Origin of the sequence: Sulfitobacter sp. SH24 (genome assembly GCF_965641895.1) — a bacterium.
Classification (GTDB): Bacteria; Pseudomonadota; Alphaproteobacteria; order Rhodobacterales; family Rhodobacteraceae; genus Sulfitobacter; species Sulfitobacter dubius.
Map to the genome: position 1 here is coordinate 2,267,342 of NZ_OZ282575.1, position 13,998 is coordinate 2,281,339.

At 60.6% G+C, this 13,998-nt stretch carries 10 protein-coding genes; 4 read left to right on the forward strand and 6 right to left on the reverse strand.

Annotation, left to right across the window (positions count from 1 at the left end; translation table 11 throughout):
* Window positions 1-27: 27 nt before the first annotated feature.
* From ACSQ16_RS13810 to ACSQ16_RS13825, 4 genes are all read right to left on the reverse strand, one after another.
* Window positions 28-1,194: a M20 aminoacylase family protein gene (locus ACSQ16_RS13810; protein ID WP_243262729.1), complete on the reverse strand. Its 1,167-nt coding sequence runs from the start codon at window positions 1,192-1,194 to the stop codon at window positions 28-30.
* 24 nt (window positions 1,195-1,218) lie between these two features.
* Window positions 1,219-2,565, reverse strand: a complete 1,347-nt coding sequence (locus ACSQ16_RS13815) for an NAD(P)/FAD-dependent oxidoreductase (protein WP_243262728.1) — start codon at window positions 2,563-2,565, stop codon at window positions 1,219-1,221.
* 103 nt (window positions 2,566-2,668) lie between these two features.
* Window positions 2,669-3,832, reverse strand: a complete 1,164-nt coding sequence (argE, locus tag ACSQ16_RS13820) for an acetylornithine deacetylase (RefSeq protein WP_243262727.1) — start codon at window positions 3,830-3,832, stop codon at window positions 2,669-2,671.
* Between the two features lie 12 nt (window positions 3,833-3,844).
* Window positions 3,845-5,677, reverse strand: a complete 1,833-nt coding sequence (locus ACSQ16_RS13825) for an ABC transporter ATP-binding protein (RefSeq protein ID WP_243262726.1) — start codon at window positions 5,675-5,677, stop codon at window positions 3,845-3,847.
* Window positions 5,678-5,990: 313 nt separating this feature from the next.
* Between ACSQ16_RS13825 and ACSQ16_RS13830 the strand changes: the two genes are divergently transcribed.
* From ACSQ16_RS13830 to ACSQ16_RS13845, 4 genes are all read left to right on the forward strand, one after another.
* Window positions 5,991-7,712 (forward strand): peptide ABC transporter substrate-binding protein, encoded by a 1,722-nt coding sequence (locus ACSQ16_RS13830; RefSeq protein WP_243262725.1) that lies wholly within the window; start codon window positions 5,991-5,993, stop codon window positions 7,710-7,712.
* A 120-nt stretch (window positions 7,713-7,832) separates the two neighbouring features.
* Complete coding sequence (locus tag ACSQ16_RS13835) at window positions 7,833-8,870, forward strand: ABC transporter permease (RefSeq protein ID WP_243262724.1); 1,038 nt, start codon at window positions 7,833-7,835, stop codon at window positions 8,868-8,870.
* Window positions 8,863-9,861 carry an ABC transporter permease gene (locus ACSQ16_RS13840; RefSeq protein WP_243262723.1) on the forward strand — a complete coding sequence of 333 codons (999 nt, stop codon included), beginning with the start codon at window positions 8,863-8,865 and terminating at the stop codon, window positions 9,859-9,861. The genes ACSQ16_RS13835 and ACSQ16_RS13840 overlap by 8 nt, the downstream gene beginning before the upstream one ends.
* 207 nt (window positions 9,862-10,068) lie before the next feature.
* On the forward strand, window positions 10,069-11,142 hold the full coding sequence (locus tag ACSQ16_RS13845; protein ID WP_243262722.1) for a YeeE/YedE family protein: 1,074 nt from the start codon (window positions 10,069-10,071) through the stop codon (window positions 11,140-11,142).
* Here ACSQ16_RS13845 and ACSQ16_RS13850 read toward each other — a convergent pair.
* A complete protein-coding gene (locus tag ACSQ16_RS13850) occupies window positions 11,078-12,346 on the reverse strand; it encodes a DUF3422 family protein (RefSeq protein WP_243262721.1) in 1,269 nt (422 codons plus the stop codon). The genes ACSQ16_RS13845 and ACSQ16_RS13850 overlap by 65 nt on opposite strands.
* A gap of 218 nt (window positions 12,347-12,564) precedes the next feature.
* Window positions 12,565-13,998, reverse strand: coding sequence for an NAD(P)(+) transhydrogenase (Re/Si-specific) subunit beta (locus tag ACSQ16_RS13855; protein ID WP_243262720.1), 1,434 nt, complete (start codon window positions 13,996-13,998; stop codon window positions 12,565-12,567).

Here is a 13,998-nt window from a genome sequence, read left to right on the forward strand (position 1 = left end):
ATGCAGTCGCATTTATCTGACACATGCTTACGCCCTTGCCAGCCGGTCCTCAACCACCTGCGCGAACCATGAACAGCCCGCCGGGATCGCAGCGTCATCAAAGTCATACTCCGGGTGGTGCACGGTCGCCCCGTCGCCGTTTCCGATCACAATATAGGCACCCGGTCGCGCATTGAGCATGTAGGAAAAATCCTCCCCCGCCATAATGGGCGGTGTGTCGCGGTCGGTGCCGGGGGTGATCTGGTCGGCGGCCTCGGCAGCAAAGCGGGTGTGCTCGGCGTGGTTGCGGGTTACGGGATAGCCACGCTGATAGTCGATAACGGCCTTGCACTGATGCGCTTCTGCCGTGAGGCGGGTAATGTCGTGCAAACGCCGCTCGGCCAAATCCTGCACCTCGGGGTCCAGCGTTCGTACCGTGCCACGCAAAAGCACCTGATGCGGCAGCACATTGTGGCTTTCGGTATCGCTGCGCAGGGTGCAGACCGAGACGACGACCTGCTTTAGCGGATCGGTGTTGCGGCTGGCGATGGATTGCAGCGCGATCAGCACATGGGCGGCAGCGAGGTTGGTGTCGATGGCCTCATGCGGGGCGGCAGCATGGCCGCCCTGCCCGGTGAGCGTGATATTGAACTCATCCGCCGCCGCGAGAAGAGCGCCCTCACGGATGGCGAAATGGCCTGTGGGGTGGCCCGGCATGTTGTGCATGCCGTAAACCTCATTGATGCCCCAACGGTCCATCAACCCTTCCTGCACCATGACTTCACCGCCGCCACCGCCCTCTTCGGCGGGTTGGAAGATGAGCACGACACGCCCATCGAAATTGCGTGTCTCAGCCAGATATTGCGCCGCACCCAGCAGCATGGCGGTATGACCATCGTGGCCACAGGCATGCATCTTGCCGGGAGTTTTGGAGGCATAGGGCAGCCCCGTCGCTTCCATAATCGGGAGGGCGTCCATGTCAGCGCGCAGCCCGATGGTGCGGCCAGAGATGTTGCTCTGCCCCTCAATCACCGCGACCACGCCGGTCTGCGCGATACCGGTGGTGATGTCGGTGATGCCAAAGCTGCGCAACTTCTCTTCCACAAATTTTGAGGTTTCAGGCAGGTCGAACAACAGTTCTGGATGCTCATGCAGATGTCGCCGCCATGCGGTAATCTCGGCATGGGTTTCGGCGAAACGGTTCTTGATCGGCATGACCTGTCCTTTGATAGAGTGAAATTAGAGCGCCGGTCCGGGGCGGATGGGCGTGCCATCACTGAACCGGTCGGCGCGAAATCTGCTCAGATCATGCCCCGGCGCATCTCCCATGACCAGAGCCGCCAGCACACGTCCCATCCCCGGCCCGATGCCAAAGCCGTGCCCCGACATGCCCGTGCCAATGACGAGGCCCGGAATTTGAGCACAATTATCCACCACCGGCACGATATCGGGCATTGTGTCGATCATCCCAGCCCATGAATTGCGCGCTGTGATCGGTGGCAGTTCGGGATAAAGTGCTGCGAACTGCTTGACCGTGCGGCGCAACCGGCGGTGATCCGGGGCGGGATCAAGGATGCGCATCGCTTCAAACGGGCTGAAACTGTCAGCAGCCCAACGGCGCGGGGTGGTCCACGCGTCGGGAAACCCCTTTGGTGCCGACGCGCGGAACCGCTGGCCGAACGGGTTGTCGCGCAGTTGCGGCAGATAATGGCGGAATGAGCGGAAGGCATCAGGGCCGATGTAAAGGTCCGGCGCCGTCCCCGGTGCCAGCGTATAGCCCCCATCGGCACGGCGGCGAAAGGCAAGACCAGCCTCGGCCACCGCACCTGCATGAACGTCTGGCAGCACATTGGTCGCAACCACGGATTCCCGCACCGAAAGCTGTGGCAGGCTGACCCCATGGGCGCGCAGGAACAGCGCCGACCAAGCTCCGCCCGCCAGCACAACCGATGCTGTGCGGATCGCGCCGGCTTCGGTCACCACACCCGCGATGCGGCCAGCGGCGAGGTCGAGCTTGCGCACCGCGCAGTTTTCGATGATGCGAACGCCCTCCTTTACCGCCAATGCCGCAAGGGCGGGCACCGCCGCCCAAGGCTCAGCACGCATATCAGACGGGGTGACCAACGCTCCGGCATAGGTTTTGTTCAGCCCCGGAAAAGCAACGGCAACCTCATTCGCGCCCATCAATCGGCTGTCGATGCCATGCGCGCCCGCATGGGGCAGCCAGTCGGCATAGCCCTGCATCTTAGCGTCCGAGCTTGCCAAATAGGTCACCCCGGTCTGTTTCAGACCAATATCGCGGTCCAATTGCGGGGCCAGTTCGCGCCAGAGTTTTGCCGCCTCGACCATGATCGGCAGTTCCGCCGGATCACGCCCTTGCTGGCGGATCCAGCCCCAGTTGCGGCTGGACTGTTCGGCGGCGATGCGGCCCTTCTCCAAAAGCGTGACCTGTTTGCCTGCCCGCGCCAGAAACAGCGCCGTGCAAACGCCGATCACTCCGCCACCAATCACCACGACCTCGCTCTCGCGCGGAGGGGTGCGGGGATAGCTGGCGGGGCTGGAGAGCGTGATAGGAAAGGAGGACATGGCGCGGCCTTTAAGCTTTGGCCGCGCGAGCAGCATCAGGCGGCCGGAGGAAATTGCAGATCGTCTTGCCGGGTAGCGGGGGCAGCGGGCCCCCGCCCCCGGCTTAGCCTTGCAGACGGGTCAGCAATTTGCGCATGAAGGCATGGCCTGCCTCAAATTGCGCCACGTCGATGAATTCATTGGGCTGGTGCGCCTGCGCGATGTCGCCCGGCCCACAGATCACGGCAGAATAGCCCGCCTCTTGGAACTGCCCGGCTTCGGTGCCGTAGCTCACTTTGTGACTGGCATTGTCGCCGGTGATCTGGCGCACGATCTGCTCCGCCTCGCCGTCCTTTTCGGGCTGCAGCGCGGGCACGTCGAAACGAGTCGAGGTCTCGATATAGGTTTCGGGCACCACGTCCTGCATCTGCTTTTCGACCTCACGGACCTTCTTGAGGTAGGCGGTGCCCCATTTGTCTTTGTCTTCGCCCGGCAACACGCGGAAATCCATGGCGAATTTGCAGTCCTTGGCGGTGATGTTGTGGGCCGTGCCGCCTTCGATCACGCCGACATGGGCGGTGGTGAAGGGCGGGTCGAACATCGCCGCCGTCTCGGTCGGTTTGGCGGCCATGTTGTCGCTGTTCACGTCATTGGCCCATTCGATCAGCTTGGCACCCGCCATGATCGCATTGACCCCGGTGTGCAGCAGCGAGGAATGCACCTCGAAGCCCACGAGGTGCGTGTTAAAGCCAATGCCGCCCTTGTGGCCGGTCACCGCCTGCATGGTCGAAGGCTCGCCCACGATCACCGCCGAGCCCTTGGGCACCACGCCCTGCATCGCTTGGATCATCGGCGGCGCCCCGGTGCAGCCGATCTCTTCGTCAAAGCTGAGTGCGATTTGCAGCGGGCGCTTCACTTCGGCGTAATGCGCCTCAACCAGTGTCCAGATCGCCAGCGCATCGAACCCCTTCATGTCGCAGGTGCCGCGCCCATAATAGCGACCATCGCGCTCGGTCACAGTGAAGGGGTCAGTCTCCCACGGTTGGCCGTCGATCGGCACAACATCCGTATGGCCCGACAGCACCAACGCACCTTCTTCCCATGGGCCGACATGGGCAATAAGCGCATGTTTGGGCTGGTCGGGATCGATGTAGCGGTGGCTTTCGATGCCGTGGCTAGAGAGGTAATCAGCCACCCAGTCGATCAGCGGGATGTTGGTTTCCCGCGACACGGTGGGAAAACTGATGAGTTTTTCCATCAGTTCAAACGGCGTCATGCGTTCGGTCATTGGGGTCTTCCTTTAGTATCCGCTGTCTGTGATCAGCACATGGTGGCCCGGCTCCACCTCTCTATACGTCGACGGCTCTGCCAGATAGCTGGCAGGATGAATCGGCGATGGGATCGGTTTGAAATTCAAATCCTTCTCCGACTTCCGCCGCCGCGGGTCGGCGATGGGAACCGCCTTCATCAGGGCTTGGGTATAGGGGTGCTGCGGGTTTTCAAAGACACGTTGACGCGAGCCCAACTCGACGATGCGGCCCAGATACATGACGCCGACATAATGGCTCACCCGCTCAACCACCGCCATGTCATGGCTGATGAACAGGAAGGACAGTTCCATCTCGGCTTGAAGCTCCATCATCAAGTTCAGCACCTGCGCCTGTACAGACACATCAAGGGCCGAGACGGCCTCATCCGCGATGATCAGCTTGGGGTTCAACGCAAGCGCGCGGGCGATGGCAACGCGCTGGCGCTGACCGCCCGAGAGTTCATGCGGGAAGCGCCGCATAAAGCTGCGCGGCAATTCAACCCGGTCAAAAAGCATCTCGATCCGTTTGGTGATCTCCGCCCCTTTGAGCGTGGCGAAGTTGTGGATCGGTTCGGCCACCTGATCGGCCAACTGCATCTGCGGATTCAAAGACGCAAAGGGATCTTGGAAGATCATCTGCATATCAAGCCGCGCGGTGCGCAGGGCTTTTTGATCAAGCGCCATAACGTCGACACCGTCGAGGTTCACCTCCCCCGACATCGGCTCAACCAACCGCAAGATCGACCGACCAGCGGTGGATTTACCACAACCTGATTCGCCGACAAGGCTCAAGGTTTGGCCCTTATTGATGCTAAAGGACAGGTCTTCGACGGCATGAACATTGGCCACGGTACGACGCAGGAAACCACCCTGAACCGGGAAGCGCGTGGTCAGGTTTTTGACCGACAGCAGCACTTCGTCGCGGCCTTTGATCGGCAGGATTTCTTTGTCTTCGGACCCCAGAAGCTTCATCGGTTCAGGATAGGGCTTGCCCGTCATTTCGCCCAATTTCGGAACAGCCGCGAGCAGGGCTTTGGTATAGGGGTGTTGCGGGTTCTCAAAGATTTCCTCGACCGTGCCCTCTTCGACCTTTTTGCCGCGGAACATGACGACCACACGGTCAGCCATCTGCGCCACCACGGCCATGTCATGGGTAATGAACATCACCGCCGTGCCAGTTTCGCGCTTCAGTCGGTCCATCAGCGCAAGGATCTCGGCCTGAATGGTAACGTCGAGTGCGGTTGTCGGCTCATCCGCGATTAGTAGGCGCGGCTCGCAGGCCAGTGCCATGGCGATGACAACACGTTGACGCATACCACCCGACAGCTCATGCGGGTATTGTTTTAGTCGCCGCTCAGGCTCGGGGATACGAACCTGCCGCATCAATTCCAGCGCGCGCGCCTCCGCCTCTTGGCGGGTCAGGTTCAAATGCAGGCGCAGACCTTCTGTCATCTGCTTGCCGATTGTAAATACCGGGTTCAGCGCGGTCATCGGCTCTTGGAAGATCATACCGATCTCATTGCCGCGAATCTTGCGCATCAGACTGCCGCTGCTGGCTGCCAGATCGATCTGGCCCTTTTCACCGCGCTCAAAAAGCAGGCGACCGCCTGCTATTTCACCGCCGCCATATTCAACAAGCCGCATCAGGGACAGCGAAGACACCGATTTGCCCGACCCTGATTCCCCGACCACGCAAACCGTCTCTCCGGGATTGATGTCAAAACTGACGTCCTCAACGCCCACAACCGGGCCGTCTTTGGTCTGAAATTCGACGCGCAGGCCCTGAATTTGGGCGATTGGCGCCTCGTTTGTGTGATCCAGCATCTGTTTCCCTGTTGTTTTTATTGGCTCAGATTTTGCCTGACGCTACGGCGGATTTGATAAGACTGTCAAACCTGACGCGCGGGCGTTGGTCTTTGTCATAAATGCGCCATGTCCGGCCTTGCAATTTTCGGCAAACCTGTTTCGATATGCCCCATGCGGTTTGGAAAGAGCGCTTCGATCACAGGTTGAATATTACTTGTTTTGTTATGTTTAGCTGGTGAAGCTCATGTTCTTTCCGGGGCGACAACAACAAGGCGAGGGCAATCCCGTCGACAATAAGTGGCACGTCCACGTGTCCAACATGGAGTAAGATATGAAATTGAAGACCCTATTGATGGGGGCTGTCGCATCGACTGCGTTTGCCCCTATGGCCTTTGCCGAAGCCCATGAGGGCGAGCGCGGCCGCGATGGTGAAGTCAAAGTTATTTATTGGCAGGCACCGTCGATCCTGAACCCCTATCTGTCCTCGGGCACCAAAGATGTTGAGGCCTCCTCGTTGGTTCTTGAACCGCTTGGCCGTTATGACGAAACTGGCGCGCTGGTGCCCTATTTGGCCACCGAAATCCCGACGCTGGAGAACGGCGGCGTGAGCGAAGACCTCAAGACCATCACATGGAAGCTGAAAGACGGGCTGCTGTGGTCTGACGGCACGCCCTTCACCGCGAATGACGTCAAATTCACCGCTGATTACTGCATGAATCCCGAAGGCGGCTGCGCGCAGTTGGCGAAATTCGAAGGCGTGTCTTCGGTTGAGGTGATCGACGACCAGACGGTCAAGGTGACCTTCTCTGAGCCGATGCCAAACCCCTATGGCCCCTTCATGGGCGGCCAATCCCCCATCATTCAGGCGGCACAGTTTGCTGATTGTACCGGCGCGAAGGCGCCCGAGTGTACCGAAGCCAACTTTAACCCCATCGGCACCGGCCCTTTCACCGTCACGGAATTCCGTCCCAATGACGTGATCACCATGGCTGCCAACGAAAACTTCCGCGAAGCTGGCAAACCCGCCTTCGCCACGCTGACCTTCAAAGGCGGCGGCGACGCGACAGCCGCGGGTCGTGCCGTGATGGAAACGGGTGAGTTCGACTACGCATGGAACCTGCAATTGGCCCCCGATGTCATCGCTAAGATGGCCGAAGGCGGCAAGGGCAAGCCCATGTCGGCATTCGGCACGTTGGTTGAGCGTCTTGAGCTGAACATGACCGATGCCTCGCCAGACCTTCCAGAAGGTGAACGCGCCACAGCTAAACATCCGCACCCGATCCTGAGCGATGAGAAAGTCCGCCGGGCGCTCTCCATGGCGATCGACCGCGAACTGCTGGTCGAGGTCGGCTACGGCCAAGCGGGCCGCGCCACCTGCAACATGGTGCCTGCGCCTGAGCTTTACGCCTCTGACAACACCGACTGTCTGACCCAAGACATCGAAGGCGCCAAGGCGCTCTTGGACGAAGCGGGCTGGACCGACACAGATGGCGACGGTGTGCGTGACAAAGACGGCGAAAAGCTGGCCCTGCTCTACCAAACTTCCACCAACGCCGTGCGTCAGGACTTCCAAGCGCTGATCAAGGATTGGTGGAGCCAGATCGGTGTTGAAACCGAATTGCGCAACATCGACTCTTCGGTCTTCTTCGGTGGCGATCCCGGTTCGACCGACACGTTCCAGCGTTTCTATGCAGACGTTGAAATGTACGCCAACAACTTCGACGGCACCGACCCGCAAAGCTACCTTGCTCAGCGGACCTGCGCCAAGTTCCCAAGCCCGGAGACACAGTGGCAGGGTGAGAACATCAACCGCTTCTGTAACGAAGAGTATGATGCGATGGTGGCCGAACTGGGCCGCACCGGCGAAATGGAAAAACGTGGCGAACTGGCCAAAAAGCTGAACGACATGCTGACCAAGGACAGCTACTCGATCCTGCCGCTGGTTGACCGTGGTCGCGTCTCGGCTGCCTCCAACACCCTTGGTGGCGTTGTGCTGAACACATGGGACTCCGAGTTGTGGAATGCCGCCGATTGGTACCGCATGGAAGAGTGATCTAGGACGGAGGCGCGGCATGCTGCGCCTCCCTTCACCGACCTTTGGGGGGTGTGCGCCATCCGCACGCCCCCCTCTCGCCCCCACCCCCTCACAGACTGACTTACAAAGGCGACGCCCATGTTGACCTTCACCATCCGACGACTTCTTTTGTCGATCCCGACGCTTTTGTTTATCAGCCTGGTGATTTTCCTGCTGCTGCAACTCGCCCCCGGCGACCCGATGGCCCAAGTGCCGCTGACGGTCCCGCCCGAGGTGAAAGAGAAGATGCGCGAGGCGCTCGGCCTCGGCCAGCCGATCTATATCCAATATTGGAAATGGCTCGTGCAGGTCTTCTGGATCGAGCCGCAGGTTTTCATCGACTATCTCACCAATCGCTCTGCCCTGTTTAGCTGGCTGCCCGACACCAACCTGTCGGACGGCAAGCTGCGCGTGATCTCTTGGCAGACCCGTTCGCCCGTGATGGACATCGTGATCCAGCGCATGCCGCAGACCCTCTGGGTTGTCGGGCTGGCCTATATCGTAGGAATCGTCATCGCCATCCCGATTGGCATCTATTCCGCCTACCGCCATTACTCGGTCTTCGATCAGGCCGGGACATTCATCACCATGGTCGGCTTTTCGATCCCACCCTTTTTCACCGGCCCGCTGTTGATCGTGATCTTCTCGGTTACGCTTGGCTGGCTGCCGTCGATCTATGACACCACCCATGTGGTGAACGACTGGGCCAGCTTTAAGGTGCAGTTCATGCAGATGATCATGCCCGTCATGGTGCTGGCGCTGCAAACCACGGCGCAGATCAGCCGCTACATGCGGGGTGCCATGCTTGATAACCTCAACCAAGACTATGTGCGCACCGCCCGCGCCAAGGGGCTGAAGGAAAGCGTTGTCGTCATGGTCCATGTGCTGCGCAACTCGATGATCCCGGTGGTCACCATCATCGCGCTTGGCATGCCCGCCATCTTTGGCGGCGCCATCATCACCGAGAACGTCTTCAAGGTGAATGGCATCGGCCAGCTTCTGTTGACCGCGCTGCGTGCCAACGATCTGCCCATGGTGATGACCCTGACCTTTATCTTTGCGGTGTTGATCGTGCTGTTCAACCTGATCGCAGATATCCTCTACGGCCTGCTTGACCCAAGGATCCGTTATGACTGAGCAACCCATTCCCGCCAGCCCGGTCGAAGCCGACCTCGAATTCATGAAAGCCCTGCAAGACAAGGGCCCGCAGAAGCCCCCGCGCAGCCAATGGCGCGATGTTTGGGACCAGTTCCGCAAGCACAAGGGTGCGCTCTTTGGCGGCTCCTTCCTGATCTTCATCACGCTTGCGGTGATCTTTGGCCCCTATATCTGGGACATTGACGCCAAGAAGCTGGACATTCGCAACAAGGACTGGCGGCCGATCTATACGCTCCTCTGGGACGGGGACGCCAAGGCGGGTTGGATCCACCCGCTCGGCACCGACCAACTGGGCCGCGACATCCTTGCGCAGATGCTCTTTGGCGGGCGCGTGTCGATGGCGGTGGGCTGGATGGCCATGGCGCTGGCATTGGTTATTGGTACCGCAATCGGCGTGCTTTCGGGCTTCTTCAAGCGCATGGACTTCTGGTTGATGCGCTTCACCGACCTGATCCTCAGCCTGCCAATTCTGCCATTGGTGCTCTTGGCCGTGACGCTCTTTGGGCAACCGCTGCGGTCTCAGTTCGGCCCCGAGGGCGGCATGTTCATCCTCATCGTTTCGGTCATCAGCCTGACCTCTTGGATGCAGACGGCGCGGATCGTGCGCGGCGATATTCTGGCGCTGAAGGAACGTGAGTTCATCCTTGCCGCCCGCTCCATCGGAACCACGCCGGGCAAGATTATCCGCCGGCACCTGCTGCCCAACGTGATCTCGCCCATCATGGTTTCGGCCACGCTAGGTCTGGCCACGGCGATCATCACCGAAAGCGCGCTGAGCTTTCTGGGCGTCGGCTTCCCCTCGGACTTCCCGACATGGGGCAAGCAACTGGCCGACGCAGTGGACCGGATGCAGGAGTTCCCCGAGCGGGTAATGCTGCCCGGCATCGCCATCTCGCTGACGGTACTGGCGGTGAACTACCTTGGCGATGGCCTGCGCGACGCGCTTGATCCGCGCATTCGCGGACGCTGAGCGAACTAAGGACCGACTGGCCCCCGCTCGACTGCGCGGGGGCCAGTTGTTTTGCGCCCCTTGACGCAGGGTGAACAGCGTCGCCGCTTTTTCCATTAAAACAGAATAAATTCCGCTGGCGCTGGTGACCCCAACGTCAACTTTCACTTGATTGTGATCCCCATCCGCTCCAGATGGGAAATAATTCCGTTTTCGAGGGTTTTCGCGATGTTTGAGTCTTTCGGCTTTGAAGAGACGACAGCAAAAGAGGCGTCCGTTCTACTGGCGGCTTTCATCGGGCTGGCGTTTGGTGTGTTGGCACAGCGCACGCGCTTTTGCTTCCGTCGCAGCCTTGTGGGCGAAGACCGACGCCAAGCGCTCGGCGTCTGGCTGACCGCGCTGGCGCTGGCGGTGATCGGCACCCAAGCCGCCGTGGCCGCCGGGTGGATCAACTTTGATGCACATCGTTTCATGGCGTCTGAAGTGCCGTTCTTAGCGATTGCCATCGGCGGCTTGCTGTTCGGCGCGGGCATGGTCCTGACACGCGGCTGCATCTCGCGGCTGACGGTGCTAACCGGCGGCGGGAACCTCCGTGCTGCGCTGGTGGTGCTGGTCTTTGCCGTGGTGGCCCATGCGACGCTGAAAGGTGTGTTGGCACCGCTGCGCGTGGCTCTCGGCTCGGTGACTGTCGATATGGGGGAGAGCGTGAGCCTTGCCACCCTGCCCGGCGGCGCGCTGATTTGGGGCGGTTTGATTGCTGTGGCGGCGCTGGCCTATGCGCTGCGCTCGGGCAACCGTCCGGGGCAGCTGGTGATGGCCGCTTTGATCGGGCTTTTGGTCCCTGCCGCTTGGGTCGGTACCGGGTTTATCCTGCTGGATGAGTTCGATCCGATCGCGATGGAAAGCCTCAGTTTCACCTCACCTTCCGCCGACACCCTGTTCTGGACCATCGCCAGCAGTTCGATCCCCGCGGGCTTTGGCACCGGGCTTCTGGGCGGCGTCTTTGTCGGAGCGCTGATCGCCAGCCTGATCGCGCGTGAGTTTCATTGGCAGAGCTTTGAAGCCCCGCGTCAGACCGGCCGCTACCTAACCGGCGCAGCCATGATGGGCGTAGGCGGTGTGCTGGCCGGCGGCTGCACCTTGGGCGCAGGTCTGTCGGGTGTCCCCACGCTTTCGGTTGCGGCGATAGAGGCTATCGTCATGATCGCATTGGGCGGTCTGACCATGCAGGCGCTGCTTAGCCGATCTTCCGCCGCAAACGGCGCAGGGTCCACCACACGCCAAGTACAACCGGCAGAGTGACAAGGGCGGTCAGCAGCCCTTTGCTGACCCCCAAAGGCTCGGCCAGCGGGTAGAGCAGATAGCCCACCAGCGACACCGCGTAGTAGCTAATTGCCACCACTGACAGCCCCTCGACCGTATGCTGCAGCCTGAGTTGCAGGTCGGCCCGGCGGTCCATGCTGGCAAGGATCGCTTGGTTCTGGGCCGAGCGTTCCACGTCCACCCGCGTGCGCAAAAGCTCCGCAGCCCGCAGCGCGCGGGCGGCGATGGTTTGCAGCCGCGTTTCGGTCGATTTGACCGTGCGCATCGCAGGGGCATAGCGGCGCATCATAAACTCGCCAAAGCCCTGCCGCCCCATGAAACGCGCCTCGCGCAGGGCAGAGATACGCTCATAGACAATCGCCTCATACGCACCTGTTGCGGCAAAGCGATAGGCCGTCTCGGCGGTCAGCGCCTCAAGCGCCACCGATACGTCCAAGAGCGCGTGCAAAGTCTCTTCCGCTGCCGTGCCCGCCCCGCTGCGCATGGCCTCCATGAGGGTGGAGAGCTGCCCATCCAGATCATTCAGCGCCGTTGCCATTTCTCGCGCCTGCATGAAGCCCAGCATCGACATGGCCTTATAGGTCTCGATCTCGCACAGCCGTTGCACGATCCGCCCGATCCGCCGTTGCCCGGTCGCGGCATCGGTAAAGAGCGCCAGCCGCAGATGCCCCGCGGGATCAATGCGGAAATCGCCGGCCACCACCGCCGCGCCGTCCAGCACCTCAGCCACGGCGAGGCTTTCCGGTACGAACCAGTCTTGCAGGTGGTCTGCAATCTCCTCATCCACCGTGGATTTCGGCAAAACTGCCAGCAGCGCCGATGTGATCCGTTCGCCCTGTATCTCTGACAACCAATCATCGGGAAAGGCATCGAAATCCGACGCGGCAAAAGGCGCAGAGCGGCCAGCAGGGGCAATCACCGTATAGGTGACGAATTCCGTATGCTGCTCCCATTTCAGGGTGAAACGTCCCATCTCGCCATAGTAATGCGTCGCTTCTGCATCCGCCCGCGGCGCGCCGTAGTGGGCCAAGAGAGCGTTCAACTCCCCCTGTGCAACTGCGCCCGGGGCCAGCTTCACAGCCAGAAACGCAACCCGCGAAGGGGCCGAAAGCTGCGGGAAGGGGCGCGCGTGCATTTCACCGGTGAGGGCAAGCCGCTGGGGATGGTCTTTGATCGGGGCCATGGCGGGGTCCGCTGCTTAAGATGTCATGTTCCGGAGAGAATAGCGCCAATGGCGCCAATGAACATATAAAAAATGACATGTTTTCATATACTTAATGTGTACCGACGTATACCGCCCATAGAAACGACAAACGCCCCACCGTTTCTGGCGGGGCGTTTAAGATGTATAGGTCGGGAATTTTTTAAAAATTCCCGGTCGTTTTCTTTTAAAGAAAACGATTAGTCGATCAGTGGCAGCAGTTTATCAAGGCTGGCTTTCGCATCACCGTAGAACATCCGCGTGTTTTCCTTGAAGAACAGCGGGTTCTCGATCCCCGAATAGCCCGTGCCCTGCCCGCGCTTGGAGACGAAGACCGTCTTGGCCTTCCAGCATTCCAGCACCGGCATACCAGCGATGGGGCTGTTGGGGTCTTCCTGAGCGGCAGGGTTCACGATGTCGTTGGAGCCAATGACAATCGCCACGTCGGTGTTGGGGAAATCATCGTTGATCTCATCCATCTCCATCACGATGTCATAGGGCACCTTGGCCTCGGCCAGCAGCACGTTCATGTGCCCGGGCAGACGGCCCGCCACCGGGTGGATGGCGAAACGGACGTTCTTGCCCTTGGCACGCAGCTTCTTGACCAATTCGCTGACCGCGCCTTGGGCCTGAGCCACCGCCATGCCGTAGCCGGGGATGATGATGACACTGTCGGCCTCGTTGAGCGCCTGTGCGACACCGTCGGCCTCGATCGCCACCTGCTCGCCCTCGACTTCCATTGCCGGGCCAGAGGTCCCGCCAAAGCCGCCGAGGATAACGCTGATGAACGAACGGTTCATCGCCTTACACATGATGTAGCTCAGGATCGCCCCCGAAGAGCCGACCAACGCGCCGACCACGATCAGCAGATCGTTGCCAAGCGAGAAGCCAATCGCCGCTGCGGCCCAGCCGGAGTAGCTGTTGAGCATCGACACGACGACTGGCATGTCGGCACCGCCGATGCCCATGATCAGGTGATAGCCGATGAAGAGTGCGGCCAGCGTCAGCACGAACAGCGGCAGGAAGCCCCCGGTGTTGAAGTACCAGATCAGACAGATCAAGGAGATCGCAGCGGCAGCAGCGTTCAGCATATGACCGCCCGGCAGTTTCGTCGCAGCAGAGCTCACCCGCCCTGCCAGCTTGCCATAGGCGATGACCGAGCCGGTGAAGGTCACGGCACCAATGAAGATGCCGAGGACCAGTTCAACCCGCAGGATTGCTATTTCAACACCGTCCTTCTTGGCCAGCAGCGCCGCGAAGCCTTCGGTCGACGCGCGCGCCACCTCGTCCATCGCCAGCACGTTGCCCAATTCGATATGGGCGTTGTAACCAACGAAAACCGCCGCGAGGCCCACAAGGCTGTGCATCGCGGCGACCAGTTCGGGCATCTGCGTCATCTGCACGCGGGTGGCCAGTTGGTAGCCGATGGCCCCGCCTGCCGCGATCAGGATCAGCGAGAGGAGCCAGAACCCCGCCCCCGGCCCGATCAACGTGGCAACAACCGCCAGCGCCATGCCTGCGATGCCATACCAGACGGCGCGTTTGGCGCTTTCCTGACCCGACAGACCGCCCAAGCTAAGGATGAAGAGAACCGCTGCAACCACATAGGCTGCTGTCGTAAATCCGTATTCCAT